General features: G+C 64.7%; 28 protein-coding genes and 1 pseudogene. 19 read left to right on the plus strand and 10 right to left on the minus strand.

The genetic code is table 11. The features are described 5' to 3' along the window. Positions 1-82 precede the first annotated feature (82 nt). Positions 83-2,632, minus strand: a complete 2,550-nt coding sequence (ligD, locus tag AC1D2G_RS02745) for a DNA ligase D (RefSeq protein ID WP_477411838.1) — start codon at positions 2,630-2,632, stop codon at positions 83-85. Between the two features lie 13 nt (positions 2,633-2,645). Continuing rightward, positions 2,646-3,518, minus strand: coding sequence for a non-homologous end joining protein Ku (gene ku / locus AC1D2G_RS02750; RefSeq protein WP_477411840.1), 873 nt, complete (start codon positions 3,516-3,518; stop codon positions 2,646-2,648). Between the two features lie 378 nt (positions 3,519-3,896). Between ku and AC1D2G_RS02755 the strand changes: the two genes are divergently transcribed. The 4 genes from AC1D2G_RS02755 to AC1D2G_RS02770 all read left to right on the plus strand — a co-directional run bounded on the left by AC1D2G_RS02755 (position 3,897) and on the right by AC1D2G_RS02770 (position 6,516). Beyond that, entirely contained in the window at positions 3,897-4,037 is a 141-nt protein-coding gene (locus AC1D2G_RS02755) for a hypothetical protein (protein ID WP_095083793.1), read from the plus strand. A 179-nt stretch (positions 4,038-4,216) separates the two neighbouring features. Further along, complete coding sequence (locus AC1D2G_RS02760) at positions 4,217-4,690, plus strand: thiol-disulfide oxidoreductase DCC family protein (RefSeq protein ID WP_477411842.1); 474 nt, start codon at positions 4,217-4,219, stop codon at positions 4,688-4,690. A 207-nt stretch (positions 4,691-4,897) separates the two neighbouring features. Further along, positions 4,898-5,272 carry a YciI family protein gene (locus AC1D2G_RS02765; protein ID WP_477224856.1) on the plus strand — a complete coding sequence of 125 codons (375 nt, stop codon included), beginning with the start codon at positions 4,898-4,900 and terminating at the stop codon, positions 5,270-5,272. Further along, a complete protein-coding gene (locus tag AC1D2G_RS02770) occupies positions 5,269-6,516 on the plus strand; it encodes an RNA polymerase sigma factor (RefSeq protein WP_477411844.1) in 1,248 nt (415 codons plus the stop codon). The genes AC1D2G_RS02765 and AC1D2G_RS02770 overlap by 4 nt, the downstream gene beginning before the upstream one ends. Before the next feature lie 20 nt (positions 6,517-6,536). On the opposite strand, the gene AC1D2G_RS02775 is transcribed toward AC1D2G_RS02770, so the two are convergent. The 6 genes from AC1D2G_RS02775 to hrcA all read right to left on the minus strand — a co-directional run bounded on the left by AC1D2G_RS02775 (position 6,537) and on the right by hrcA (position 12,258). Continuing rightward, entirely contained in the window at positions 6,537-7,163 is a 627-nt protein-coding gene (locus tag AC1D2G_RS02775; RefSeq protein ID WP_477411846.1) for a glutathione S-transferase family protein, read from the minus strand. Between the two features lie 420 nt (positions 7,164-7,583). Next, positions 7,584-8,564, minus strand: a complete 981-nt coding sequence (gene cysK, locus AC1D2G_RS02780; RefSeq protein WP_477411848.1) for a cysteine synthase A — start codon at positions 8,562-8,564, stop codon at positions 7,584-7,586. Positions 8,565-8,760: 196 nt separating this feature from the next. After that, positions 8,761-9,315 (minus strand): LysE family translocator, encoded by a 555-nt coding sequence (locus AC1D2G_RS02785; protein WP_477411850.1) that lies wholly within the window; start codon positions 9,313-9,315, stop codon positions 8,761-8,763. Positions 9,316-9,488: 173 nt separating this feature from the next. Continuing rightward, positions 9,489-10,859 carry a PQQ-dependent sugar dehydrogenase gene (locus AC1D2G_RS02790; protein ID WP_477411852.1) on the minus strand — a complete coding sequence of 457 codons (1,371 nt, stop codon included), beginning with the start codon at positions 10,857-10,859 and terminating at the stop codon, positions 9,489-9,491. Between the two features lie 92 nt (positions 10,860-10,951). Continuing rightward, entirely contained in the window at positions 10,952-11,149 is a 198-nt protein-coding gene (locus tag AC1D2G_RS02795; RefSeq protein WP_095084361.1) for a hypothetical protein, read from the minus strand. A 23-nt stretch (positions 11,150-11,172) separates the two neighbouring features. After that, positions 11,173-12,258, minus strand: coding sequence for a heat-inducible transcriptional repressor HrcA (hrcA, locus tag AC1D2G_RS02800; protein WP_095083770.1), 1,086 nt, complete (start codon positions 12,256-12,258; stop codon positions 11,173-11,175). 178 nt (positions 12,259-12,436) lie between these two features. On the opposite strand from hrcA, the gene rph reads away from it, so the two are divergent. From rph to AC1D2G_RS02830, 6 genes and pseudogenes are all read left to right on the plus strand, one after another. Then, the gene (rph, locus tag AC1D2G_RS02805; protein WP_095083768.1) at positions 12,437-13,153 is read left to right on the plus strand and encodes a ribonuclease PH; all 717 of its coding nucleotides are present in this window, start codon (positions 12,437-12,439) and stop codon (positions 13,151-13,153) included. A gap of 197 nt (positions 13,154-13,350) precedes the next feature. Continuing rightward, entirely contained in the window at positions 13,351-13,761 is a 411-nt protein-coding gene (locus AC1D2G_RS02810; protein ID WP_477411854.1) for a VOC family protein, read from the plus strand. A gap of 14 nt (positions 13,762-13,775) precedes the next feature. Continuing rightward, entirely contained in the window at positions 13,776-14,423 is a 648-nt protein-coding gene (gene rdgB / locus AC1D2G_RS02815; protein ID WP_477412425.1) for an RdgB/HAM1 family non-canonical purine NTP pyrophosphatase, read from the plus strand. After that, positions 14,420-15,583 (plus strand): radical SAM family heme chaperone HemW, encoded by a 1,164-nt coding sequence (hemW, locus tag AC1D2G_RS02820; protein ID WP_477411856.1) that lies wholly within the window; start codon positions 14,420-14,422, stop codon positions 15,581-15,583. Before rdgB ends, hemW begins: the two co-directional genes overlap by 4 nt. Before the next feature lie 3 nt (positions 15,584-15,586). Then, positions 15,587-15,910, plus strand: coding sequence for a low molecular weight protein tyrosine phosphatase family protein (locus AC1D2G_RS02825; protein WP_477411858.1), 324 nt, complete (start codon positions 15,587-15,589; stop codon positions 15,908-15,910). 122 nt (positions 15,911-16,032) lie between these two features. Beyond that, positions 16,033-16,155, plus strand: a pseudogene (locus AC1D2G_RS02830) (EamA family transporter); the annotation flags it as partial. 73 nt (positions 16,156-16,228) lie between these two features. Here the strand turns inward: AC1D2G_RS02830 and AC1D2G_RS02835 are convergent. Then, on the minus strand, positions 16,229-16,414 hold the full coding sequence (locus AC1D2G_RS02835; RefSeq protein WP_477411860.1) for a hypothetical protein: 186 nt from the start codon (positions 16,412-16,414) through the stop codon (positions 16,229-16,231). A gap of 148 nt (positions 16,415-16,562) precedes the next feature. Here AC1D2G_RS02835 and rsmI point away from each other — a divergent pair, with 148 nt between their 5' ends. Further along, positions 16,563-17,474 (plus strand): 16S rRNA (cytidine(1402)-2'-O)-methyltransferase, encoded by a 912-nt coding sequence (gene rsmI / locus AC1D2G_RS02840; RefSeq protein WP_477411862.1) that lies wholly within the window; start codon positions 16,563-16,565, stop codon positions 17,472-17,474. Then, complete coding sequence (locus AC1D2G_RS02845; protein WP_477411864.1) at positions 17,467-17,844, plus strand: YraN family protein; 378 nt, start codon at positions 17,467-17,469, stop codon at positions 17,842-17,844. Before rsmI ends, AC1D2G_RS02845 begins: the two co-directional genes overlap by 8 nt. A 90-nt stretch (positions 17,845-17,934) precedes the next feature. Here AC1D2G_RS02845 and AC1D2G_RS02850 read toward each other — a convergent pair whose 3' ends face one another. Continuing rightward, on the minus strand, positions 17,935-18,741 hold the full coding sequence (locus tag AC1D2G_RS02850; RefSeq protein WP_477305639.1) for an undecaprenyl-diphosphate phosphatase: 807 nt from the start codon (positions 18,739-18,741) through the stop codon (positions 17,935-17,937). Positions 18,742-18,901: 160 nt separating this feature from the next. On the opposite strand from AC1D2G_RS02850, the gene AC1D2G_RS02855 reads away from it, so the two are divergent. From AC1D2G_RS02855 to dapB, 7 genes are all read left to right on the plus strand, one after another. Next, the gene (locus AC1D2G_RS02855) at positions 18,902-19,594 is read left to right on the plus strand and encodes a glutathione S-transferase family protein (RefSeq protein ID WP_477411866.1); all 693 of its coding nucleotides are present in this window, start codon (positions 18,902-18,904) and stop codon (positions 19,592-19,594) included. Continuing rightward, a complete protein-coding gene (queG, locus tag AC1D2G_RS02860; protein ID WP_477411868.1) occupies positions 19,575-20,729 on the plus strand; it encodes a tRNA epoxyqueuosine(34) reductase QueG in 1,155 nt (384 codons plus the stop codon). Before AC1D2G_RS02855 ends, queG begins: the two co-directional genes overlap by 20 nt. Beyond that, entirely contained in the window at positions 20,726-21,628 is a 903-nt protein-coding gene (locus AC1D2G_RS02865; RefSeq protein WP_477411870.1) for an SDR family oxidoreductase, read from the plus strand. The genes queG and AC1D2G_RS02865 overlap by 4 nt, the downstream gene beginning before the upstream one ends. A 64-nt stretch (positions 21,629-21,692) precedes the next feature. After that, on the plus strand, positions 21,693-22,784 hold the full coding sequence (gene mepA / locus AC1D2G_RS02870; RefSeq protein ID WP_477411872.1) for a penicillin-insensitive murein endopeptidase: 1,092 nt from the start codon (positions 21,693-21,695) through the stop codon (positions 22,782-22,784). A gap of 188 nt (positions 22,785-22,972) precedes the next feature. Beyond that, positions 22,973-24,019: a glucokinase gene (locus AC1D2G_RS02875; RefSeq protein WP_477411874.1), complete on the plus strand. Its 1,047-nt coding sequence runs from the start codon at positions 22,973-22,975 to the stop codon at positions 24,017-24,019. A gap of 81 nt (positions 24,020-24,100) precedes the next feature. Beyond that, positions 24,101-25,960: an ABC transporter ATP-binding protein gene (locus tag AC1D2G_RS02880; RefSeq protein WP_477392748.1), complete on the plus strand. Its 1,860-nt coding sequence runs from the start codon at positions 24,101-24,103 to the stop codon at positions 25,958-25,960. Continuing rightward, a complete protein-coding gene (gene dapB, locus AC1D2G_RS02885) occupies positions 25,957-26,769 on the plus strand; it encodes a 4-hydroxy-tetrahydrodipicolinate reductase (RefSeq protein WP_477411876.1) in 813 nt (270 codons plus the stop codon). The genes AC1D2G_RS02880 and dapB overlap by 4 nt, the downstream gene beginning before the upstream one ends. The last annotated feature ends 15 nt before the right edge of the window (positions 26,770-26,784 follow it).

Consider the following 26,784-nt stretch of genomic DNA (forward strand, 5'->3'; position numbering starts at 1 on the left):
CAATCTCCCCCCTTGCGGGGAGATGTCCGGCAGGACAGAGGGGGGTGGGAAGGATCGCTACGCTTGCGCGTATCGGAAGAGACTACTCTCGCCTCAGCACCTTCCCCTGCCCGAAGAAATCCGCCCACGGATCGGCTTCGGCCAGCTGCTTCAGCGTCGTCTTGTCGCCGATCGGGAAAGCGTTCGGCGCCAGTCCCGCCTCGATCTCTGCCCAGGCCACCGGCATCGACACGGTGGCGCCCTTCTTGGCGCGTGACGAATAGGGCGCAACCGTCGTCGAGCCCCGGCCATTGCGCAGATAGTCGACGAAGATCTTTCCCGTGCGCGCCTTTTTCGACAGAGTCGCGGTGTAACGGTCGGGCGAGGCCTCTTCCAGCGCCTTGGCAAAATCATGGGCAAAGGTTTTCACCGCTTCCCAATCCGCAGATGGTTTCAGCGGCATCACGACATGGTAGCCCTTGCCGCCTGACGTCTTGACGAAATTCGGCAGCGACAGCTCTTCAAGCTTGCCTCTGATATCGAGTGCGGCCTCGCGCACGGCATTCACGTCGACGCCCTCATCGGGGTCAAGGTCGAAGATGATCTGGTCCGGCTGTTCCAGCGCATCGACGGTGCAGCCCCAGATGTGGATCTCGACCACGCCGTACTGGACGAGCGCTGCGACGCCGTCGAAATCGCGGATGAACAGGATCTCCTCGCCGTCGGTCGGGTCCTTCATCCGGGCGATCTTGTCGCTCATGCCGGCCGAGGCATGTTTCTGGAAGAAGCGCGGGCCGCCGACGCCGTCCGGCGCCCTGACCAGGCTGAGCGGTCGGTTGACGATGAACTGTTCCATGCGCGGCCACACCAACGCGTAGTGGTCGAGCAGGCCCTGCTTGGAAATCTTTTCCTCGGGCCACAGCAGCTTGTCGGGGTGGGAAAGCTTCACGCTGGTCGTCGTCGCTCCGGCAGGTTTACCAGCGCTGCCTGATACCAGCTTCGCCTTGGCCGGGCTCTTGCCTGCCTTCCCTGTCGAAACCTCCCCTGATGAAGACTTCCCTGCCGCAAACTTGGGCTTTTCCTGCACGACTTCCTCCGCCGGCTTGTCCTCGCGCAATCCCTGGAACGAGGCATGGCGTATTATACGGTCGGATGTCCAGCTGCGGAACTCCACTTCGCCGACCAGTTCGGGCTTCACCCAGACCAGGCCCTTGCCTTTCGGCACGGCCTTGTCGAAGGGCGAATGCTCCGCCTTCAGCGCATCGAGTCTTGTCTTGAGTTCGCTGGCCGTCTTGGCTGAGAAGCCGGTGCCGACGCGGCCGGCATAGTGCAGTCCGCCACCCTCGTGATAGCCGACCAGCAACGAGCGCAGCCCGCGTCCGGTCTTGTCCGACGGCAAATAGCCGCCGATGACGAATTCCTGCCGCGCCGTGCACTTCGACTTCACCCAGGAAGGTCCGCGCCCGCTTCGATAGGGCGCATCGGCGCGCTTGGAAACGACGCCTTCCAACCCCATGCGGCAGGCATGTTCCAGCATGATTTTGCCGGACTCGGCGAAATGGTCGCTGAAACGGACGGCCGAGTTCTCCGGCTGCTTGCCAAGCAGGTCCTGCAGGGCCTGCTTGCGCTCGACCAGCGGCTCGCCGCGCAAATCCTTGCCATCGAGCCGCATCAGGTCGAACACATAGTAGATGAAGCGATCTGTCCGTTTCGCGGACAGATCGGCCTGCAGCAGCGCGAAGGACGACACGCCGCTGTCGGCCAACACGACGATCTCGCCATCGATGATGGCGTCGTTGCATTTCAGTCCGGCGAGTTCCGCGGCAATCGCGCCGCCGAACTTTTCCGTCCAGTCGAGCCCGGTGCGGGTGAGCAGCCGCACCTCCGTACCGGCAATCTGCGCCTGCATGCGATAGCCGTCGAACTTGACCTCGTGCAGCCAGTCCTTGCCCGGCGGTGCGTCCCGCTCCAGCGTCGCGAGCTGCGGTTCGACGAAGTCCAGGCGCCTGCCGGTCTTTGCCTTTCCGGCGGCCGGCTTGTTGGAATGCAAGACATCAGGCTTCTCGCCCCTGGCGGCCTTGCCTTCGCCGATCTCCTCGATCGTCAGGCCCGACTTCACCGATTCCGGCGCCTCCTTCAGAATGTCCTCGCCAGGGCGCGCAGCGGCATCGTCTGATTTGATCAGCAGCCAGTTCTCGCGCTTTTCGCCCGCGCGCGGCTTCAGCCGCACCAGGTGCCACAGACCATGCAGCTTGTGGCCTTTCAGTTCGAAGCCGATATGGCCCTTCTTCATCGCCTTGGCCGGGTCGATTTCGGGAACCCAGGTGCCCTCGTCCCAGACGATGACCGAGCCGCCGCCATACTCGCCCTTGGGAATGGTGCCCTCGAACGGTGCATAGTCGATCGGATGGTCCTCGACATGCACGGCCAGCCGCTTCTCATGCGGGTCGAGGCTCGGGCCGCGCGTCACCGCCCAGCTCCACAGCACGCCGTCATGCTCCAGGCGAAGGTCGTAATGCAGCCGTGTCGCCGCATGCTTATGGATGACGAAAATGCCGCCCGCCTTGGCGTGCTCGCCGCGCGCGACCTTGCCGGCCGGCTCGGACGTCTTCTTGAAATCGCGCTTGGAATGATACTGTTCGAGGCTGGCCATCTGTCTCTGATCCTCAGGCCGATTTGCGCTTGGACGCGCCGGCTTTCGGCTTGGTGCGTTTGGCCGCCGGTTTTGCTTTTGCCGGCGTGGAAGCCTCCGATGCGCCGGCATCCGAAGACAGGCTCTTCTTCAGCGCGTCGAACAGATTGACAACGTTTGACGGCTTGGGCTCTGCCTTGGCCTTTGGCGCCTTCCTGCCGGCCTTCCTGGCGCGGATCAGCTCCAGCAGCGCGTTCTCATATTTGTCCTCGAACTGAGAGGGATCGAACTTCGACTTCTTCTTGTCGATGATCCGTTCGGCCAGATCGGTCATCTCCGGGTCGGTCTTCACATCCTTGATGTCGCCGAAGACGGAGTACGGTTCGCGCACCGTGTCGTCGTAGCGCAGCGTCGTCAGCACCATGCCCATGCCGCGCGGCTCGATCACCACCGGGCGTTCGCGGTTGTAGAGCACGATGCGCGCCAGCCCTGCCATCTTCTTGTCCGCCATCGCATCGCGGATGACGGCAAACGCCTCTTCCGACACCTTGTCGGCCGGCGTCACATAGTAGGGGGTGTCGAGATAGATCTGCTGGATCGAGGATTTGTCGACGAAACCGTCGAGCGCCATCGTGTGCGAGGACTCGATCTGAACCGCCTCGATCTCGTCTTCCTCGATGCGGACGAAGTCGCCGTCATCGACTTCATAGCCCTTGATCTCATCCCCCTCGCGCAACGGCTTGCCATTTTCTGCGTCGACATAGATGCGCTTCACGGTGTTGCCGGTCTTGCGGTTCAGCACCCGGAACGAGACCTTCTCGGCGTGGGTTACGACGTTGGTCAATTCGACAGCACAGGTGACGAGCGACAGCTTCAGATAACCCTTCCAGGCCGGACGCGGCGCCATGACAATTCCCTTCGCAACAGGTCTCGAAATCCAGAACGACTGGAGCCTGTTCCAGTTCCGTCACCGATCCCTGTCGGGATGCGAGGCCGGGATTTCCGGCACTGCGTCGCCCAGCATGAAAATTTCGCCAGCACGGCAAGATTTGAAACATAACCGCGCGCAGGCGACATTCAAACGAAACATATGTGATGCAAAAGTCACATTGGCCGAAATGTCGACGGACCACACGGAAAGACCCCGAATCAGCCGCATTCCGGCCACGAACCAAGGCCTTTTCGACCAGATATTAACATCGTGTTCACCGACTATTCACGCCTCGACGCTAAGATGCCCGCAATTCGGAAGGGACATCCGAAAATCGGGACAGGGACAGGTAAAATGAACTTCCTCACGCACCTCATCGGCTATGCCGCCGCCATCCGCGAATTCGTTGCGCCGACCTATCGGCCGGAGCGCTACTACATGCGCGGCCCCGGCCCGGCCAGCGCCCGTCGCGGCAATTCGTTGAGCGCGCGCTGACCATGACCTTCGAGAGCCGCCACGACAGCCGGATCTGCCGGCCGGCCGCCGAATCCCGCGCCACCACCTATCGCGCCGAGCGTCCCGCTCTCGCCGACAGGCGGCGTGCGACATCGCCTCGGCTTTGACACCGCCTCCGGCTGGCTTAGTGTCCTAGGGCACAAGCAGCCGAGGCCCACGTGACCGACCCTTCCTATCCAAGTCGGCCCCATTCAAGTCGACCCAAGTCCACCCGTCCCTCCGACCCCCTCGATCGCAGCCATCCGCTGATCGTCTTCGACGGCGTCTGCGTGCTGTGCTCCGGCTTCGTGCGCATGGTGGTCAGGCTCGACCGTCAAGCTCGCTTCCGCTTCGCCACCGCGCAGTCACCGTTCGGCGAAGCGCTGTTCAGGCAACACGGGCTGCGCACGGATTCCTACGAGACCAATCTCGTCCTGATCGACGGCATCGCCTTCACGCAGCTAGACAGCTTCGTTGCCGTCATGGCGGAGCTCGGCTGGCCGTGGCGGGCGGCAAAGGCCCTGTTGCTGCTGCCGCGCCCGCTGCGCAACTGGCTTTACGACCGCATCGCCAAAAACCGCTACGCCCTGTTCGGCAGGAAGGACATTTGCGGCATTCCTCCTGCCGAACTGCGCGAGCGGTTCCTGGGCTGAAAGCGCGGCTCTGGAAGCAGCGAATGAGGCGTCTCATTGTCGGTTACGGCACCTCCATGGGTGCGGGCGATCACAAAACAGTTGGCGGCTTGCGCAAAAAGCCGCCGCAGCCGAAAGTTTTTTCCGCCGCCTGTCGAAATCGGGCGATGCCGCGCGACATACGTCCGGCTCGCAATGACGCGGCCTTCGAAACCACGGGAGAAGACCATGCAGTATCTGCTTCTTATCTATTCCAGCGAAGCCGGAATGGCGGCCGCGCCCAAGGAGGCGATCACCCAGATGAGCGCCGCCTATGGCGCCTATACCGAAGCGATGAAGAAGGCCGGTGTGTTCGTGGCCGGTGAGCGATTGAAACCAACCAAGATAGCAACCACCGTACGGGTGGCCAACGGCAAGACCAACGTGATTGACGGCCCCTATGCCGATACCAAGGAGCAACTCGGCGGCTACTATTTGATCGAGGTGCCCGACATGGACGCGGCTATTTCGTGGGCGGCACGCTGTCCCGGTGCCAGCGCCGGCACAATGGAAGTGCGGCCGATCTGGCCGATGGCCGAATACATGACAACATACGCTGCATGAAGGCTGTCGGGTCAGACGCCGCCCGGGCGGCCGCCGAGGCCGCCGCCCGGCAGAGCTACGGCAAGCTGGTCGCCTGGCTCGCGGCGCGCTCGCGCGACGTGGCTGCGGCCGAGGATGCGCTGGCCGATGCCTTTGCCGCAGCGCTCGAACACTGGCCGCGAACCGGCGTGCCTGAAAAGCCGGAAGCCTGGCTGCTGGCCGTGGCAAGGCGCCGGCGTGTCGATGCAGTGCGGCGCCGGCTGACCAGCGAGGCCGGCCGCGATCATCTCAAGCTGATTGCCGAGGAGGCGGAAGCGCGCATGACCGACGAAGAGCTGCCCGACGAACGGCTGCGGCTGATGTTTGCTTGCGCGCATCCGGCGATCGAATCGGGTGTGCGGGCGCCGCTGATCCTGCAGACGGTCCTGGGGTTGGACGCCGCCACCATCGCCTCTGCCTTCCTGGTCTCGCCTGCAACCATGGGCCAGCGGCTCGTGCGCGCCAAGACCCGCATCCGGGAAACCGGCATTCCGTTCCGAGTGCCTGAACGGGCCGAACTCGGCGAGCGGCTGGACGCGGTCCTGGAAGCCATCTACGCCGCCTTCGCCGAAGGCTGGTCCGATCCGGCAGGCACCGAAACGCAACGTCGCAACCTGGCGACAGAAGGCATCTGGCTCGGCCGGTTGGTGGCTTCGCTGATGCCGGATGAGCCGGAGGCGCTCGGCCTGCTTTCGCTGATGCTGTTTGCCGAGGCACGCCGCCCGGCGCGGCGCGATGCGGCCGGAGAGTATGTGCCGCTCGCCGAGCAGAAGTGCGCGGAATGGGACGCCGCCTTGATCGAGGAAGCGGAATCCCTGCTCCGCCGCGCCGCCACCATGGGCGTCATAGGCCGTTACCAGCTCGAAGCGGCCGTACAATCCGTCCATGCGGCGCGACGGCTGACCGGCCTGACCGACTGGGCCGCGATCCGCAATTTCTACGATGCGCTGTCAGTCATTGCAGGATCGCCGGTGGTGGCGATCAACCGCGCGGTGGCGATCGCGGAAGCTGAGGGCGCTGTGGCGGGGCTGGCGGCTCTTTATGTGCTGGGCGACGACAAACGGCTCAACGACTATCAGCCTTATTGGGCGGCGCGTGCCGGTCTCCTGTCCAGGCTCGGTCAGGTGCCGCAGGCGATCGAGGCCTATGACCGGGCGATCGGCCTTGAGCGCGACCCGGCGGTGCGCCGGTTCCTGCAGGGAAAACGGGCAGCCCTCAGACATTAAGCCTCGCCGTCGGCAGTCGTTCAGGCCGGCCACATCTCATGTGCCGTGTTGAGCGTCTTCATCACCGGATGTTCGCGCAGTCCGGCCCACAGGCGTTCGACATTCGGCCACGCCGCGCGAGCCCTGTCGGGGTCGGGATGCCAGGCCACTAGCATGACGAGGTAGATGTCGGCCACGGACATGCGGTCGCCCACCAGCCAGTCGCGGCCCTTGAGCGCCGCATCGAGGACGGCGAAGCCGCGATCCATTTCGGCGATGGCCGCTTGCTTGACGGCCTTCGTGCCTTCGGCATCGGTCGTATAGCGATGGGCGTAGTAGAGCCGCAGGATTGCCGGATAGAGCACGGACGACATGAAGGCCATCCAGCGCAGGAAGTCAGCGCGGGCCGGCGCGTTGACCGCCGGCGCCAGGCCGGCATCGGGGTGACGCTCGGCAAGGAGGATGCAGATCGCCGCCGACTCGGTCATCGAGCGGCCGTCCGGCAAGGTCAGCACCGGAACCTGGTTCAGGGGACTGATGTCGACAAATGCCGGATCGGGCCGGTCCGTCTTTGGCATGTCGATCTGCTCGAACCGCGCGTTCGCCAGCGCCAGTGCCGCCTCGACGACGAAGCCGCCGCTGCCCGGACGGGTATAAAGCTTGTACATGAAATTTCTCCCCGGCCTGCGCGCAAAGCAGGCCGGTGACGATTTGCACGGGAAGCAGGTTCTGCTCAAGCCGGTGGTGGCCGCCACCAGAGGTTTTTTCGGGGGGCCAGCGGGCTGCGATCGCTAGTTGAAGCGTCGTCAACCAATGTCCAAGTGGCATTGCAGATCTGCGAGATTGGTGACGAGCCCTCGCTTCGTCATCCACGGGCGGAGCAAGGAGCGAAGCGACGCAGCGCAGACCCGAGGATCCATGCCGTGACATTTCAGCGTCGCGACGGTGCGGATGGCCCTCATCTTGCACCGCGGCATTCCCCGGCCGCCGTCGCGGCATGGATCCCAGGGTCTGCGCGCCGCTTCGCGTCGCTCCGCCCTAGGATGACGAGGGGAGGAATGCCGCGGTCGACCTCCGCCGTCGAGACCCTACGCCCCCAACCCCTCGAATAGGATCGTCGACAGATACCGTTCGGCGAAGGACGGGATGACCACGATGAGGTTCTTGCCCTTGTTCTCCGGCCGCGAGCCGACGACGATCGCCGCCTGCAGGGCGGCGCCCGACGAGATGCCGACCGGGACGCCTTCGAGGCGGGCGACGAGGCGGGCATTGGCGACCGAATCCTCGTTCGAGACCTTGACGATCTCGTCATAGATCGTGGTGTCGAGGATTTTTGGCGCAAATCCGGCGCCGATGCCCTGGATCTTGTGCGGGCCGGGCTGGCCACCCGACAGCACCGGTGAGGATTCCGGCTCGACGGCAACGACATGCACCGAGGGCTTGCGCTTCTTCAGCACCTGGCCCACGCCGGTGATGGTGCCGCCGGTACCGATGCCGGCGACGAAGATATCGACCTCGCCATGCGTATCGTTCCAGATTTCCTCGGCCGTCGTCGTGCGATGGATTTCCGGGTTGGCGGGGTTTTCGAACTGCTGCGGGATGATGGCATTGGGGATCGTCGCCGCCAGCTCGTCGGCCTTGGCGATGGCGCCCTTCATGCCTTTCGGTCCCTCGGTCAGCACCAGCTCGGCGCCGAGCAGCGCCAGCATTTTCCTGCGCTCGATCGACATCGTCTCCGGCATCGTCAGGATCAGCTTGTAGCCCTTGGCGGCCGCGGCGAAGGCAAGTGCGATGCCGGTGTTGCCCGACGTCGGCTCGATCAGCGTGGTCTTGCCGGGAGAAATCTTGCCGGCTGCCTCCAGCGCCTCGATCATCGCCACGCCGATGCGATCCTTGACCGAGGCGATGGGATTGAAGAATTCGAGCTTGGCGATGAGATTGGCGACGATGCCCTTTTCCTTGGCGAATTTGTTGAGCCGCACCAGCGGCGTGTCGCCGATCGTGTCGGTGATGGAATCGTAGACGCGGCCGCGACCGGGCACGCGGGCAGGGGTGACGGGCTTGTTCATTGGTTTCGCTCCCAGAACTTCAGGCAAGTGAGAATTTCAGGCAAGTGGCACTGCAACCGCCAAGATAGGACCTTCGGTCGCGCAAGATAGACTGTCGGCCGAAAATATCGAGTGGGACCCATGTCTAAAACATAGGGCTCCCGGAAAAGCGTTTCCCGGAGAAGCCTGTCCCTGGAATGATTTGGCCGAAAGGAGCCTACTGACGGGCGGCAATCGCCGCCGCGGCGCCGACCATGAAGCCGGCGGCGGTGCGGTTGAGCGCCTTGAGCGCGCGCGGCGATTTCAGGAACCAGCGCGCCTTGGCCGCCAGCGCCAGGTAGGGCACCAGCACCACCAAAAGCACGACGATCGTCAGCGCGACGAGAATGCCGTAGTCGGCCAGCGTGATGGTCTTCAAGTCGACGATGGTCGGCGTGATGGCGAGGTAGAAGATCATCGTCTTCGGGTTGCCGAGCGTGACGGTGAGGCCGGCGAGGAAGCTCGAAACCAGCCCGCCCAAGGCGAGGTAGGCGACGCCAAGCCATTTGATGGCGAGAAACACCATGCCGAAGGTCTGCGCGACGAAGGCGAGGCCCAGCACCACGGCGGTCAGATAGGTGAGATCGCCAAGCATCAGGCCAAAGGACATGGCCAGCGACGAACGGAAGCCTGAGCCGAGCGCCCGCGCGACGAGCGCGGTGACGCCGGGGCCGGGAATGGCGGCGGCGATGCCGAGGGCGGCACTATAGGCGAGGAAGCCGGTAAGGGTCATGGTTACGGCCTTGCACGTCCAAAGTCTTGGTTTTTATGCATGTCGTTGTCCCAAAACCGCTGCGCACCTTTGGGCGACATGCATTGCAACGGCGCCTTATGACACAAGGTCAGCCATGCGGGAATTCCCTGAAGCCGGATTCGATTGCACCACGCCGGCGTGCGACCATGCTGTCAGGAACGGCCGCCACTATAGGTGACGCGCCAGATGGTGCCGTTGCCGTCCTCGGTCACGATCAGCGCGCCGTCGCGGGCCACCGCCACGCCGACCGGTCGTCCCCACACCTCGCCGTTGGAGACGACGAAGCCGGTGATGAAGTCCTCGTACTCGCCGGTCGGCTTGCCGTCCTTAAACAGCAATCTCACCACCTTGTATCCAGTTCGGTTGCCGCGATTCCATGAACCGTGCAGGGCCACAAAAGCATCGCCTCTGTACTCGGCCGGAAAACCGGACTCGGCGGGCAATTCCTTTCCATCGTAGAAGGCAATGTTGAGCGGCGCCGAGTGCGCCTGCATCAGCACATCGGGAATGGTCGCCTTGCCGGCAAGATCGGGGCGCTCGCCTTTGTGGCGTGGATCGGCGTTGTTGCCGATGTAGTACCAGGGCCAGCCATAAAAGGCGCCGTCCTTGACCGCAGTCGCATATTCGGACGGCACATTATCGCCAAGCGCATCGCGCTCGTTGACGACGCACCACAGCGCCCCGGTCGCAGGCTGGACCGTCATGCCCGAACAGTTGCGCAAGCCGGTGGCGACGATGCGGCCATTCTTGCCGTCGGGGTCGAAGGCCAGCACGGCGGCACGGCCGTCCTCGGACCCCCAAGCAGCACCCAGCGGCTGCGACCTCGTCCAGGCGTCGAGGCCGCCATCCGGCTCCCTTGCCATGCCCTCGGCGACGTTCGATCCCGAGCCGACCGACAGATAGAGCGTCTTGCCGTCCGGCGAGAAGACGATGTCGCGGGTCCAGTGATGATTGGCAGGGATGTTGTCGACGATGGTTTCCCGATCACTGGCCGCCTTCAGGTCACCATTGCGGTAGGCAAAGCGCACGATGCTGTCGCTGTTGGCGACATAGACCCATTGCGGGTCGTTGCCTGGCGGGTAGAAGGCGATGCCGTAGGGCTGGTTGAGATCGCCGGCAAATATGCCGTCCTTCGCCGGCTTCGCGCTGCCCTCGGCAAGGCGATAGACGCGGATTTGGTTGGCTTCGCTGTCGGCGACGAACAGGTCGCCATTCGGCGCGGTGCGCACGACCCGTGGATTGTCGATGCCCGAAGCGATCAGCTCGGCCGAAAAGCCCGGCGGCAGTTTCGGCTCGGCGTCTGCCGGCCTGTCGGCGAGGCCGGCGCCGTTCGAGGCGGATTTGGTGACGTAAGGCCTGGGCAGATCTTGCGGCTTGATCAGGCGGCGCACCCCAGGCCTGTCGGCACGCCAGTCGCCGAAGGCGGCGGCACCCCTCAGTACCGGCTGCTCCGCCTGCTGTGCGAATGCAGCCGTCGTGAGAAACAGTGCGGCAGGAAACGCCAGCCCGGCCAGTCGGATCATTTTGCCCTCCACCTAGTCGCGAAGGAATCAACGGCCTGTTTGTTCCTCGGTTCCGCCTCACACGATGAGTTGAGGTGAAACGGTCTCCAGCCTCAGGTGCCGGCGGCGTAGAAATCGTCGTCGAGGCGCTTTTCCAGTGCGACGAGATCGGCCGGCAGCGGCAGGCCCATGGCGCGCATTTCCTGCAGTTTCTCGCGCAACTGCTCCTGGATTTCGTGCTGGTCCTCCGGCTGGTTGACCATTTCCTCGAGCAACAGACTGATCCGGGCCTTGAATTCTTCGAGCGCCATCGTCGTCTCCTCGGTTACCCAGTTCAACGCAGCATGCGGGAAATCAGCTGCGCCGTATAGTCGACCATTGGCACGATGCGGGCATAGTTGAGCCGGGTCGGGCCGATGACGCCGAGTGCGCCGACGACGCGGGCGTCCTTGTCGCGATAGGGTGCGACGACGAGCGACGAGCCCGACAGCGAAAACAGCTTGTTTTCCGAACCGATGAAGATGCGCACGCCCGATCCCTGTTCGGCCAGGTCAAGCAGCTGGATCAGCCCGTCCTGCGTCTCCATGTCCTCGAACAGGTGGCGCAACAGTTCGATGTCGGCCTGGGCGGTGACGTTTTCGAGCAGGTTGGCGCGGCCGCGCACGATGAGCCGTGCCGGCAGGCCGCTCTCTGCACCGGCCCACACCGCCAGCCCCTTCTCGACCAGGTCTTGCGACAGCGTGTCGAGTGCGGCCCTGGTCTCTTCCTTGATGCGGGCAATCTCGATCCGCGCCTCGGCCAGCGTGCGGCCGCGAATATGGGCGTTGAGGAAGTTCGAGGCTTCGTGCAACTGCGAGACGGTGATGCCGGCCGGCAACTCGACGACGCGGTTTTCGACGTCGCCGTTTTGCGACACCAGCACCGCCAGCGCCTTGGTCGGCTCGAGCTGGATGAATTCGATGTGCTTCAGTGCCACCTCGTTCTTGGCGGCCAGCACCAGGCCGGCGCCTCGCGACATGCCCGACAGCATCTGGCTGGCCTCGGTCAGCATATGTTCCAGCGTCGCACCCGAGCCGGACGCGCGCACCTGCGCCTCGATGGTGCGGCGCTCCTCGTCGGAGAGGTCGCCGAGTTCCATGAAGGCATCTACGAAGAAGCGCAGGCCGGCCTGCGTCGGCAACCGGCCGGCGGAAATGTGGGGGGCATAGATCAGGCCGAGATGCTCGAGGTCGCTCATCACGTTGCGGATGGTGGCGGGCGACAGTGAGGACGGCAGGATGCGCGACAGGCTGCGTGATCCCACGGGTTCGCCGTCCTTCAGGTAGGAATCGACGATGCGCCGGAAGATGTCGCGCGAACGCATGTCGAGCGACTGCAGCGCAGGTGACAGCAGACTGGGTTCGGCAACTGCCTTGGTCATTAGGCCAAAAACCTCCGGCCCAAGGATATAGACTTCACCATGGTCCGCGCAACCCGGTGTCTGTATCAGATCACCCAGGTGTCTGAAGTCAGATCACCGGCCATTTTCCTTTGCGCCACGCGCCCCATGCGGTTACAAGCCGGCCAAGAATCCGAAAAATGACGGGAAAGAAGCCTGAATGCGCCCCTCCAAACGCCAATTCGACGAAATGCGCGCCATCTCCTTTGAGCGCGGCGTCTCCAAGCATGCAGAAGGTTCATGCCTGGTGAAGTTCGGCGACACACATGTCCTGTGCACCGCCAGCCTCGAGGAGAAAGTACCGGGCTGGATGCGCAATTCCGGCAAGGGCTGGGTCACGGCGGAATACGGCATGCTGCCGCGCTCGACGGGCGAGCGCATGCGCCGCGAGGCTTCCGCCGGCAAGCAGGGCGGCCGCACGCTGGAAATACAGCGGCTGATCGGCCGCTCCTTGCGTGCCGTCGTCGACCTGCAGGCGCTGGGCGAGCAGCAGATCACCGTCGACTGCGACGTCATCCAGGCCGATGGCGGCACCCGCACGGCCTCGATCACCGGCGGCTGGGTGGCGCTGTATGATTGTCTGCGCTGGATGGAAGCCCGCCAGATGGCCAGCGTCGCCAAGGTGCTGAAGGACCATGTCGCGGCGATTTCCTGCGGCATCCATGACGGCCAGCCGGTCATCGACCTCGATTATCTCGAAGATTCCTCGGCCGGCACCGATGCCAATTTCGTCATGACCGGCAAGGGCGGCATTGTTGAGATCCAGGGCACCGCCGAGGGCGAGCCCTTTTCCGAGGACCAGTTCGCCGACCTGATGGGCCTGGCCAAGAAAGGCATCCAGCGCCTGGTCAGCCTGCAGCAGATGGCGGTGGTTTAGGCCTGGTTTGTATTGATGAGGTTGGCGATCCTTCCCACCCCCCTCCGACCTGCCGGCCATCTCCCCCGCAAGGGGGGAGATCGGCTGTGGTCCTGGGTTTCGCCAACCACCAACGTTGCAAGCTGCGAGCCGGCGTTGACGCTTCCAATCTCCCCCCTTGCGGGGGAGATGCCCGGTAGGGCAGAGGGGGGTGCCTCGTGATTCCTTCCGCCATCCTTGAATCAGCCCTCTACGTCACCGACCTCGGCGCTGCTGAGCAGTTCTACACTGATATCCTCGGCCTCGACCTGCTCGGCAAGGTCGACGGCAGGCACCTCTTCTTCCGCTGCGGCTCCGGCGTATTGCTCATCTTCAACGCCGAGGCGACGAAAGTGCCGCCCGCGCCCGATGCGAGACTGAAAGTGCCGCCGCACGGTGCGGTCGGCGAGGGTCATCTCTGTTTTGCGGCCAGCGCCGACGAGATCGAGCGCTGGAAAGCGCATCTCGAGGCGAAGAAGATCGCCATCGAAAGCGAATTTGAATGGCCGCAAGGCGGGCGTTCGATCTATATACGCGACCCCTCGGGCAATTCGATCGAATTCGCCGAGCCACGGATCTGGGGCATATAATGCATTCGCCAACCATTCATTCGCTTGATGGAAAAAAGATCGTCGTCGCCAGCCACAATTCCGGCAAGCTGCGCGAATTCGCCGATTTGATGGGGCCGTTCGGCTTCGAAGCGAAATCGGCCAAGGACTATGGCCTGCCGGAGCCGGACGAGACAGGCACCACCTTCGAGGAGAACGCCTACATCAAGGCATTTGCCGCCGCCCAGGCCACCGGCCTACCGGCGCTGTCGGATGATTCCGGCCTTTGTGTCGACGCACTCGACGGCGCGCCCGGCGTCTACACCGCCAACTGGGCCGAAACCCCTGATGGTTCGCGCGATTTCGCCATGGCCATGCAGCGCACCGAAGTGGCGCTGCAGGAAGTCGGCGCCGCCTTGCCGGAACAGCGCAAGGGGCGCTTTGTCGCCGTCATCTGCCTGGCCTTTCCCGACGGTGACGCCGAATACTATCGCGGCGAGGCCGAAGGCACGCTGGTCTGGCCGCCGCGCGGCGACCTCGGCTTCGGCTACGACCCGGTGTTCCTGCCCAACGGCTTTGAAAAGACCTTCGGCGAGATGAGCGCCGAGGAAAAACATGGCTGGAAGCCCGGCCAGCGGACGGCGCTGTCGCACCGCGCCCGCGCTTTCCAGAAATTCGCCAAAGCGAGATTGGGTTCGACATGAGCATGCTGCTCGACCGGGCGCCCGGTTTTGGCGTCTACATCCATTGGCCGTTCTGCGCGGCCAAATGCCCTTACTGCGACTTCAACAGCCATGTCCGCCACCAGCCGGTCGACCAGGAGCGCTTTGCCAGCGCTTTCGAGGCGGAGCTCGAGACCATGCGCCGGCGCACTGGGCCGCGCGAGGTGACCAGCATTTTCCTCGGCGGCGGCACGCCGTCGCTGATGAAGCCGGAAACCGTGGCCAGGGTTCTGGACGCCGTGGCGAAGAACTGGACGGTGCCCGATGGCATCGAGGTGACGCTGGAGGCCAATCCGTCCTCGGTCGAGGCCGAACGGTTTCGCGGCTATCGCGCTGCCGGCGTCAACCGCGTCTCGCTCGGCGTGCAGGCGCTGAACGACAAGGATTTGCGCTTCCTCGGCCGGCTGCACAATGTCGAGGAAGCGCTTCATGCCATCGGCCTGGCGCGCGAGATATTTCCGCGGCTCTCCTTCGACCTGATCTATGCCCGGCCCGGGCAAACACCGGACGCCTGGCAGGCCGAGCTCGAACAGGCGATCGGCCATGCCGCCGATCATCTGTCGCTCTACCAGCTGACCATCGAGGAAGGCACGCCTTTCCACGCGCTGCATGCGGCCAAGAAATTTATCATCCCCGACAATGACCAGGCCGCCGACCTCTATGCGCTGACGCAGGAGATCACCACGACGCACGGCCTGCCGGCCTACGAGATTTCGAACCACGCCAGGCCTGGCGCCGAAAGCCGGCACAATCTGACCTATTGGCGCTATGGCGAATATGTCGGTGTCGGACCCGGCGCGCATGGCCGCTTTGTTGAAAACGGCCGCCGCACAGTGACGATCGCCGAGCGGATGCCGGAAACCTGGGCCAATCTGGTCGAAGCCAAGGGCCATGGCGTCACCGGCGGCGAGATCCTGACGCGCTCCGAGGAGGCCGACGAGTTCCTGCTGATGGGCCTGCGGCTGGCCGAAGGCATCGATCTCTCCCGCTACGAGGCGTTCTCCGGGCGCGGCCTGTCGAGCGCACGGTTGGCGGTGCTGCAGGGCGAGGGGCTGGTGGCGCCGATCGGCAACGCCCGGCTCCGCGCCACGCCGGCCGGCATGATCGTGCTCGACGCGGTGGTGGCGGATCTGGCGCGCTAACCCTTGAAGAACGTGCTCTTCGTCTGCAGCCAGAACCGCTTGCGCAGCCCGACCGCCGAGCAGGTGTTTTCCAAGCGCAGGGATATCGAGGTTGAGTCGGCCGGAACAAACCACGATGCGGAAACGCCGCTGACGCATGAGCTCGTCGCCTGGGCCGATATCATCTTTGTCATGGAAAAGGCGCACCGCGCCAAATTGCAGAAGAAATTCAAGGCCAGCCTGAAGAAGGCCCGTGTCATCTGCCTCGACATCCCCGACGACTATGGATTCATGGATCCGGTGTTGATACGCCTCCTGGAGGCGCGCGTTTCACGATATCTGGGGTGAAGGACCTGGCAGAGTGTTCGCAACCATGCGTTCGTCATCCTCGGGCTTGACCCTAGAATTCATGCCGCGACACCTACCGAGGTATGCGACGGTAGAATTCTGAACCCGTCACAACCTCTGCGCTAAGCGTCGTGCTTGTGGCGGTGTTTGGCTCGATCCTTCTCGGCGTGCGACTCTCCGGAGCGGACCGGCTTGGCGTCGTCCTTGTCGCGGCGGGCGCGATGCTGGTCGCCTACTTGGGATAGCGGCACGCCGTTACGGGCGTTTTTCGTTTCAAGACGGGTGATGAAGATATCGAAGCGATTGGGCATCGTTCGGTCAGTGCTCCGTCGTGCTGTCTGGTTTGTTGTCGGAAAGCCTGACATTCGTCGGCAAGGCGCTCGTGGTCCGCTTGGTCAGGCTGGTGTCGGTTTTGGCAGGCAGGCGCTTGTCCCTGGCTGTGGCAACGCGTTTGCGGCCGGCATAATAGGGTTCGAAAGCGTCCTGCATTTTTAGGCTGTCCATCCTGTCCTCCTCCTCCGGAATCAGGGGATAAATCTGCTGAACCCGGTTTCGTTCCCTACTGTGGCAAAGGAATGGCAGGCGGACCCAGCGTGAGCTTTTGCAACCCGGCGTCAGCCGTGCCAAACAGGGTTCGAATGGAGATGCATCGGTGACCGGCGAAACGGGCAAGCGCAGCTATGTGGTCGGGCAGACCGAGATCGCGGCCCGGCCGCTCGAGGCGGCGCTCTATCTGGTGGCGACGCCGATCGGCAATCTCGCCGACATCACGCTGCGCGCGCTGGAAACGCTGGCCGCCGCCGACATCGTCGCCTGCGAAGACACGCGGGTGTCGCGCGTGCTGCTCGACCGCTACGGCATCCGCCGCCGCACCACGGCCTATCATGAGCACAATGCCGGCGAGGCCGGACCAAAACTGATCGCGGCACTTCAGGCCGGACTGAGTGTGGCGCTGATTTCCGATGCCGGCACGCCGCTGGTCTCCGATCCCGGCTACCGGCTGGTCGGCGAGGCGCTCGACTATGGCATTCGCGTCGTGCCGATCCCCGGCCCGTCGGCGCCGCTTGCCGCGCTGACCGCATCCGGCCTGCCGTCGGACGCCTTCCTGTTCGCCGGCTTCCTGCCGGTGAAGACCGGGCAGCGGCTGACGCGGCTCGAAGCCCTGAAAGCCGTGCCGGCGACGCTGATCTTCTTCGAATCGCCGCGCCGGCTGGCCGAATCCCTCGGCGCCATGGTCGAGGCCCTCGGCGGCGACCGAAAGGCCGCGATTGGCCGCGAGTTGACCAAGACCTTCGAGGAGATGCGCACCGGCACGCTGCAAGTGCTGGCCGACCATTATGCGGCGGCCGATACGCCGAAGGGCGAGATCGTCGTCTGCGTCGGTCCCGCCGAGGCCAGGGCCAACGAGCCTGAAGACATCGACCGCCTGCTGTTGTCTCTCGCTGCCGAAATGCCGGCCTCCAAGGCGGCGGCTGAAGCCGCGAAAATGACCGGCGGCCAGAAACAGGCGCTCTATCGGCGATTGCTGGAGCTTAGGGATGCTGCCGGAGAGAGTGGTGGCTGAGCGCCCGAGCGCAAGCCGCCAAAAAGCCTATCGGCGCGGCCATCGCGGCGAATGGCTGGCGGCGGCAGCGCTGATGTTCAAGGGCTACCGGATCCTGGCACGTCGCCACCGCACCCGCTTCGGCGAGATCGACCTGATCGCGCGGCGCGGCGATCTGGTCCTGTTCGTCGAGGTCAAGGCACGCCGCACGCTGATCGAAGCCATGGAGGCGATCGGCCATGAATCGGAGCGCCGCATCGAGGCGGCGGCCGACATCTGGCTGTCGCGCCAGTCCGACTATGGCAGGCTGTCGATGCGTTTCGACATGGTCGCGGTGCTGCCCTGGCGCTGGCCGGTGCATGTGGAGAATGCGTTCTATGGAAGGAGCTGAGGGGAGCGGTGCTCGCCCTTCGCAGGCTCAGGGCGTTCGTCGTTCGGAAAGCCAAGCGATTGGCTTTCCGTCCGCTTCGCGGACCACGCCTCACCCCCAGATCATCAACGCCACCAACCCGACAATGCCAACCACCAGCCGCCACCAGCCGAACAGCGAGTAGCCGTTGCGCGAAACGTAATCGAGCAGGAAGCGCACGACGATGAGCGCCGTGACGAAGGCGGCGACGAAGCCGATGGCGATGATCGGCAGGTCGGCGCTGCTCAGCACGTTGCGGTTCTTGAACAGGTCGAAGGCAAAGGCGCCGACCATCGTCGGGATGGCGAGGAAGAAGGAGAACTCCGCCGCCGCCCGCTTGTCGACGCCCAAGAGCAGCGCCCCGACGATCGTCGACCCCGAGCGCGACGTGCCGGGGATCAGCGACAGGCACTGGAAAAGCCCGATCTGCAGGTAAAGCCGGGTTGGGAAGCGCTCGACGTCGCGGTAGACTGGCTTGAGGTTCATGCGGTCCACCACCAGCAGCACGACGCCGCCGATGATCAGCATGATGCAGATTAGCCTTGGCGATTCGAACAGCACCGTCTTGATGAAATCATGCGCCAGCGCGCCGATGATGGCCGCCGGCAGGAAGGCGATCAGGATGCCGATGACGAAATGTCGTGTCAGCCGGTCATGCGGCAGGTCGAGCAGCATTTGCCACAGTCGGCGGAAATAGACGCTCAGGATCGCCAGGATGGCGCCGAGCTGGATCAGGATCTCGAAGGCCTTGCCGGTCGAATGGAAGCCGAGGAAATGGCCGGCGAGCAGGATATGGCCGGTCGACGAGACCGGGATGAACTCGGTCAGCCCCTCCAGCAGGCCGAGCAGCAGGGCTTCGACGATGGTCTGGCTTTCCATGGCTACCTCGGCATTGGCGTGACGGCTAACAGAACGGCTTGCTTGTCATGGCCTGCAAGTCCCCCTATAGGTCGCAACACCCTGACGGCCCGCTAGGCGGGCGGCCAAGACTTACCGGTGCGACCGGCGATTCGCCAGTGCGCTTTATCATCGCGGAACCATGCTGACGCTTTTCCACCACCCCATGTTCGCCACCTGTCGCTTCGTCCGCCTCGCTTTCGGCGAGTATGGCGAGGAGCTGGCCTTGATCGAGGAAAAGCCGTGGACGCGGCGCAAGGAGTTTTTGGCGCTGAACCCGGCCGGCACGCTGCCGATCCTTTTGGCCGAAGGCGACGTGCCGATCGTCGGCGCAACCGTCATATCGGAATATCTCGATGAGACGCGCGGCGTCTTGAAGCGCGACAAGCGGCTGTTCGCCGAGGACCCGATGCAGCGCGCCGAAATCCGCCGGCTGATCGACTGGTACCTCAATAAGGCCGAAAGCGACGTCACGCGCCATCTGGTGCGCGAACGCGTGCTGAAGCCGGTGATGCCGGAAACGGCGGGCGGCGGCTCGCCCGATTCGGGCGCGATCCGAGCCGCCCGCGCCAATATCCGCCAGCACATGAAATACACCAACTGGCTCGCCGGCACCCGCCATTGGCTGGCCGGCAGCAGGGTTACCTATGCCGATCTCGCGGCCGCCGCGACGCTGTCGGTGCTCGATTATCTAGGCGAGATCGACTGGCGCGAGCACGCCGCGGCGCGCGAATGGTACACGCGGGTGAAGTCGCGGCCCTCCTTCCGGCCGCTTTTGACCGACCGGGTGCGCGGCCTGTCGCCGGTGTCGCATTATGCGGACCTCGACTTCTGACGCCGCAAGACTGCGCGCGCTGATCGACGCAGAGGCGCATCGCGCCGGCTTCGATGCCGTCGCCGTCACCACACCCGATGCGATCCCGCTGGCGCCGGCCCGCCTGGCCGAATTCGTCGCCGACGGCTTTCACGGTTCGATGGGCTGGATCGCCGAGACGCTTGAGCGCCGCAGCGAACCGACGGCACTGTGGCCGCAGGTGCGCTCGATCATCGTGCTGGCGATGAATTACGGTCCCGACCATGATCCGCGCGGGGTGCTGGCCAAGCACGATCGTGGCGCCATCTCGGTCTATGCGCAGAACCGTGACTATCACGAAGTGATGAAGGGCCGGCTGAAGGAAATCGCCGGCAAGCTCGTGGCGCGCGCCGGCGGCGACGTGAAGGTGTTCGTCGACACCGCGCCGGTGATGGAAAAGCCGCTGGCCGAGGCCGCAGGGCTTGGCTGGCAAGGCAAGCACACCAACCTGGTCAGCCGCGAGCACGGCTCCTGGCTGTTCCTAGGCACCATCTTCACCACAGCCGAACTCATGCCCGACCGGGCGGAGATCGACCATTGCGGTTCCTGCCGCGCCTGCCTCGACGCCTGCCCGACCGACGCCTTCCCGGCGCCCTACCGGCTCGATGCGCGGCGCTGCATCTCCTATCTCACCATCGAGAACAAGGGGCCGATCCCGCATGAATTCCGCGAGAAGATCGGCAACCGCATCTATGGCTGCGACGACTGCCTCGCCGCTTGCCCGTGGAACAAGTTCGCCCGGGCGGCTTCAGAGGCAAAGCTCGCCGCGCGCGACGATTTGCGCGAACCGCCGCTTGGCCAGCTGCTGCAACTCAACGACACAACCTTCCGCGCCTTCTTCTCCGGGTCGCCGATAAAACGCGTCGGCCGCGATCGTTTTGTCCGCAACGTGCTGATCGCCGCCGGCAATTCCGGCGATGCCGAGCTCGCCGGTGCAGTGCGTGCACTGCTGGCGGATGGCTCGCCGCTGGTGCGGGGCGCGGCAATATGGGCGCTGGCGCGGCTGGTGCCCGATGCCGAATATTCCGAACGGGCAGCTTTCGGCCTGAAAACCGAGGACGACAAGGCCGTGTGCGACGAATGGCGTCTGGCGCGGCCAACCAGGGTGCATTCATGAGCGAAAAGCAGATATTCATCTTCGGCGCCGGCTATTCCGGCCAGGCTTTTGCGCGCGCCAACAAGGGTGCCGGCAGGATCTTCGGGACGACGCGTTCGCCGGATAAACTCGAGACGCTGCGGCAGGGCGGCATCGTACCGCTGCTGTTCGACAGCGCGATGACCGGCGAAATCGGCGATGCGCTGGGAAAGACAACACATCTGTTGATCTCGGTCGGCCCGGAAGAGGCGGGTGATCCCGTGTTGAATGCCGCCCGCGCGGCGATCGTGGCCGGGATGCCGGCGCTCGCATGGATCGGCTATCTCTCGACCGTCGGTGTGTACGGCAATTATGACGGCGCCTGGGTCGATGAAACGGCCGAGTGCCGGCCGGTGTCGAAGCGCTCGGTGATGCGGGTGGCTGCCGAACAGGACTGGCTGGAATTGGGCCGCGACATCGGGCGGCCGGTGGCGATCCTGCGCCTGTCGGGCATCTACGGGCCGGGCCGCAACGCGCTGGTCAATCTGGAAAACGGCACCGCAAGGCGGCTGGTCAAGCCTGACCAGGTGTTCAACCGCATCCACTGCGATGACATTGCCGGCGCGCTCTGGCATTTGGCGGAACGCGATCTCGGCGGCATCTTCAATGTCACCGACGACTTGCCGGCGCCGCCACAGGATGTCGTCGCCTATGCCGCGGCGCTGATGGGCATCACACCGCCGCCCGAAACTCCCTTCGACGCCGCCCAACTTTCGCCCATGGCGCGCTCCTTCTATGGCGAGAACAAGCGTGTCGCCAACGCGGCGATCAAGGCGGCGGGCTATTCCCTGCGCTTTCCGGATTACCGCGCCGCCTTCGACCATATGTGGGCCAGCGGCGATTGGCGCGATGGCGAGCCGCGCAGCCCGATGAAGCGCTAATCATCGAAGCGGCGCGCGTAGCGTGCTATGATTCGGCCTTGGATTGCGGTGGGGATCCGGTTTCATGAAAACAGCGACGCGGCGATCTCTCGGCAGGAAATCACTGCTGGCCACAGCGCTCGGCCTGTTCGCGCTGGCCGGGCTCGCCGCGCAGCCGGCAGTGGCCGAGGAACGGGCGAAGGATCTGTTCGGCGCCAAGAAGCTGCCGGCGGCGACCGCAGCGCAATCCATTGGCTTCTATTCCAAGGGCTGTTTTGCCGGCGGCGTCGCCATTCCCATGGATGGCCCGACCTGGGAGGTGATGCGGCCGTCGCGCAACCGTCGCTGGGGCCATCCGGCGATGATCGCGGTGATCGAGAAACTGTCGCGAGACGCCGCGGCCGATGGTTGGCCGGGTCTGCTGATCGGCGACATTTCGCAGCCGCGCGGCGGGCCGATGATGACTGGCCACGCCTCGCACCAGATCGGCCTCGATGCCGACATCTGGTTGACGCCGATGCCCAGCTCTCCCCTGTCGATGGCGCAACGCGAGAGCATCAGCGCCACCTTGATGGTCGACGAGAAGACCCATCTGGTGAAGGACGCGTTATGGACGCCGGCGCATACGAGGCTTTTGAAGCGGGCGGCGAGCTATCCCGAGGTCGAACGCATCCTGGTCAATCCCGGCATCAAGAAAAAGCTTTGCGACACGGTCAAGGGCGACCGCGACTGGCTGCGCAAGATCAGGCCGTTCTGGGGCCACGACTACCATTTCCACATGCGCATCGGCTGCCAGCCGGGCTCGCCCAACTGCAAGGCGCAGGAAGCGACGCCAGCCGATGACGGCTGCGGCAAGCCGCTCGCCTGGTGGTTCACGCAGGAGCCCTGGCGGCCCAACAAGAACCCGGATGCGCCGAAGGCTCGTGACCTGATGACGATGGCGAACTTGCCGAAGGAATGCCGCGCCGTGCTCGACGCGCCGGGGCCGGCGTCTGCCGAGGCGGCAACCTATTATGGCGGCGCTGTGCCGGTCGCGGCCGCGGCGCCCGAGCTCGAAGCGCCTTCGCTGCCCGCCGCCACTACCAGTGGTGCGGCCAGCTTGCCGGCCTCGGTGAATGCTTTCACCGAGACCCCCGAGATCGGCATCCCGCTGCCGCGGCCACGGCCGGGAAACTGACCGCTGCAGCTTTTATCCAGGGTTGAACCGGTTTAGCCGGGCCGTTTTTGCGAAATAGTGGCCGTTTGGCCGCAGAACCTGTCTCACCGTGACAGCGGCCTCGAAAACCGTTTCCCTTTTCAAACTCATGCGCTAGTCAACGGGTGAACGGCGTTGCGCCGTCGCGGGCGCCGGGGACGGACGAGAGCATGCCAAGCACGGGCGATGACGATACTTTGTTGCGGTTTCCGATCCTGATCGGCGACATTGGCGGCACCAATGCGCGCTTCTCGATCGTGCTCGACGCCAATTCCGAGGCCGGCGAGCCGACCATTGTGCAGACCGCCAATTACAACACCATCGACGAGGCGATCCAGGCTGCCGTGCTCGACCGCTCGTCGGTCCGCCCCAATTCGGCGGTGCTGGCGGTGGCCGGCCCGGTCGACGGCGACGAGATCGAGCTCACCAACTGCCCGTGGATCGTCAAGCCCAGGCAGATGTTCGCCAGCCTCGGCTTGAGCGACATCGTCGTGCTCAATGATTTCGAGGCGCAGGCGCTGGCCGTCGTCGCGCTCGGCGAGGAGCACATGGAAAAGATCGGCGGCGGCACGCCGGAGCCAAATGCCGGGCGCGTCGTGCTCGGCCCCGGAACCGGGCTCGGCGTTGCCGGGCTGGTCTATGCGCTTCGCCACTGGATACCGGTGCCTGGCGAAGGCGGCCATATGGACATCGGCCCGCGCACGCCGCGCGATTTCGAGGTTTTCCCGCATATCGAGAAGCTCGAGGGCCGCATTTCGGGCGAGCAGATCCTGTGCGGACGCGGCCTCGTCAACGTCTACCGGGCGGTGGCCAAGGCGGACGGCAAGCCTGCCCCCTTCACCACGCCGGCGGAAGTCACCGCCGCGGCACTGGCCAAGACCGATCCGGTTGCCGAAGAGGCGGTGGAGACCTTCGTCACCTGCCTCGGGCGCACCGCCGGCGACCTTGCGCTGGTGTTCATGAGCCGCGGCGGCGTGTTCCTCACCGGCGGCATCGCGCAGAAGATCGTGCCGGCGCTGAAAGCCGGCAATTTCCGCGCCGCCTTCGAAGACAAGGCCCCGCACAGCGCGCTGATGCGCACCATGCCGGTCTATGTGATCACCCACCCGCTGGCAGCGCTTTTGGGCCTTGCCGCCTATGCCAGAAACCCCTCGCTGTTCGGGGTCCAGACAGCGGGCCGCCGTTGGCGCGACGAAGTTAGTCACCCCAAGGCATAGGCAAGCCGGCCCCTTGGCGCTAAGAGAAGTGCCGAATTGCAACCCGGCCACGGGAAGCAGGAACCTGTGAAGCGCTCAGATTTGACATTTCAGATACCAAACAAGCCCAAAGTCACCCCCCGTGCGGTCACGGCGGTGCTCCGCCGCATTATCGCTGAAAACGGCCGTGATTACCGCTGGTCCTATGCTTTTGCCGCTGCCTGCCTGATCGCGGTGTCTGCGACAACCGCCTTCACCGCCTGGGTCATGAGCCCCGTCGTCAACTCGATATTCTATGAACGACGCGGCGATCTGATCGTGTGGATTTGTGCCGCCATCATGGCGGCCTTCCTCGTGCGCGGTTTCGCCGGTTACGGCCAGGCGGTGACGCTGGCCAAGGTCGGCAACAATCTGGTGGCGCGCTACCAGAAACGCCTCTTCGACCATCTGATGAAGCTCGGTGTCGGCTTTTTCAGCGACACGCGTTCGGGCCGGCTGGCTGCCCAGATGAACGAGAACGTCAACGGCATCCGCGACCTCCTGTCGATGACGCTCACGTCGATCGCGCGCGATGGCGTGACGTTGCTCGGCCTTCTTGGGGTCATGATCTACCAGGATCCCGTTCTCTCCCTGAGCTCCCTGCTGATCGGACCGCCGCTGATCTGGACTGTCACCTATCTGATGCGCCGAGTGCGCCGCATCACCCGCGAATCGGTGCAGATCAATTCGCGGCTGATCGGCGCCGTGCAGGAGGCCACGCAAGGCATTGCCATCGTCAAGGCCTTCACCATGGAAGAGGAGCTGTCGCGCCGCATCGGCGCGCTCGCCGACAGCGCCGAGCAGCGGGGAAACAAGATCGCCCGCGTCTCGGAACGGCTGGCGCCGATCTCCGACATGCTGGCCGGTCTTGCCGTCACCGGTGTCATCGCCTATTCCGGCTACCGGGCGATCGTTCTTGGACAGCCGCCGGGTGCGGTCTTTTCCTTCATCACCGCGCTGTTGCTCGCCTATGATCCGGCACGGCGGCTGGCGCGCATGCAAGTCGGCATGGAACGCGCGCTGGTCAATGCGCGCATGATCTACGAACTTCTCGATCTCGAGCCGCAGCAAGGCGACAGGCCGGGAGCCGCCGAGGCCAGGTTCACCACCGGCGAAGTGCGCTTCAACAACGTGTCCTTCCGCTACGTCGAGGAGGCGCCGGTGCTGCAGGACCTCAGCTTCGTCGCCGCAGCCGGCAAGATGACCGCCATCGTCGGCGCCTCCGGCGCCGGCAAGACGACGCTGGTGGCGCTGCTGCAGCGCTTCTACGACGTCGAGGCGGGAACGATCGAGATCGACGGCCAGGACATTTCCAAGGTCACCAAGCACTCGCTGCGCAGCTCCATCGCCTATGTCTCGCAGCAGCCCTATCTGTTCGAAGGCACCATCCGCGACAACATCCGCTATGGCCGGTTGAATGCCACCAACGCCGAAATCGAACAGGCCGCGCTGCAGGCCGAGGCCGACGGCTTCATCCGCCAGCAGCCGCAGGGCTACGACACGCCCGTCGGCGAAAACGGCGTGACCTTGTCGGGCGGCCAGCGCCAGCGCGTGTCGATCGCCCGCGCCATCGTGCGGCAGGCGCCGATCCTTCTGCTCGACGAGGCGACTTCGGCGCTCGACAACGAGGCCGAGGCGCGGGTCCAGGAAGCGCTGATCCAGGTCATGGAAGGGCGCACCACCATCGTCATCGCACACCGGCTGTCGACGGTGGTCAATGCCGACCACATCATCGTGCTTGAACAGGGCCATCTGGTCGAACAGGGAACGCATGCCTCGCTGATGGCCGATCCGCACAGCGTCTATGCCCGCTTCCACCGGGTACAGGGCAAAAAGGGGCTGGGGCTTGTCGACGACGCCAAGCCAATCCAAACTCCGTCGCCGCGCAGCCGCGCGAAAAAGGCGGTCGGGAGACCTTCATGAGCGATATGGGCCTGGTCGTGGTGGGTGCTGCCGGCCGCATGGGGCAGACGCTGATCCGCGCCATCCACACCATTCCCGGCGTCCGCGTGATCGGCGCCGTCGAGCGTGCCGGCTCACCCTATCTGGGCAAGGATGCCGGCGAACTTGCCGGCGTCGGCCGCATCGACGTGCCGATCGGCGACGATCCGCTGCCGGTCTTCGCCAAGGCCGACGGTGTGCTCGATTTCACCACGCCGGCCTCGAGCGTCGAATTCGCCGGCTACGCGGCGCAGGCGCGCATCGCCCATGTCATCGGCACCACGGGCTGCTCGGCCGACGATGACGCCAAGATCGCGGCGGCGGCGCGCCACGCGACGATCGTCAAGTCGGGCAATATGAGCCTCGGCGTCAATCTTCTGGCGGTGCTGGTCGAACAGGCGGCACGAGCGCTCGACGCCGACGATTTCGACATCGAGATCCTCGAAATGCACCACAAGCACAAGGTCGACGCACCGTCGGGCACGGCGCTGCTTCTCGGCGAGGCCGCCGCCGCCGGGCGCGGCATCGCGCTCGCCGGCAACGATGTGCGCGTCCGCGACGGGCACACCGGCGTACGCAAGACCGGCTCGATCGGCTTTGCTTCGCTGCGCGGCGGCTCGGTGGTCGGAGACCACAGCGTGATGTTGGCCGGTACCGGCGAGCGCATCACCCTGTCCCATCACGCCGAGGACCGCGCCATCTTCGCCCGCGGCGCCGTCAAGGCGGCGCTGTGGGCGCGCGGCCGCAAGCCCGGACTTTATTCGATGCGGGACGTGCTCGGCCTCAGCTGAGCGGCCAGTCTGCCA

The sequence above is a fragment of the Mesorhizobium sp. P2_C7 genome (assembly GCF_056404515.1).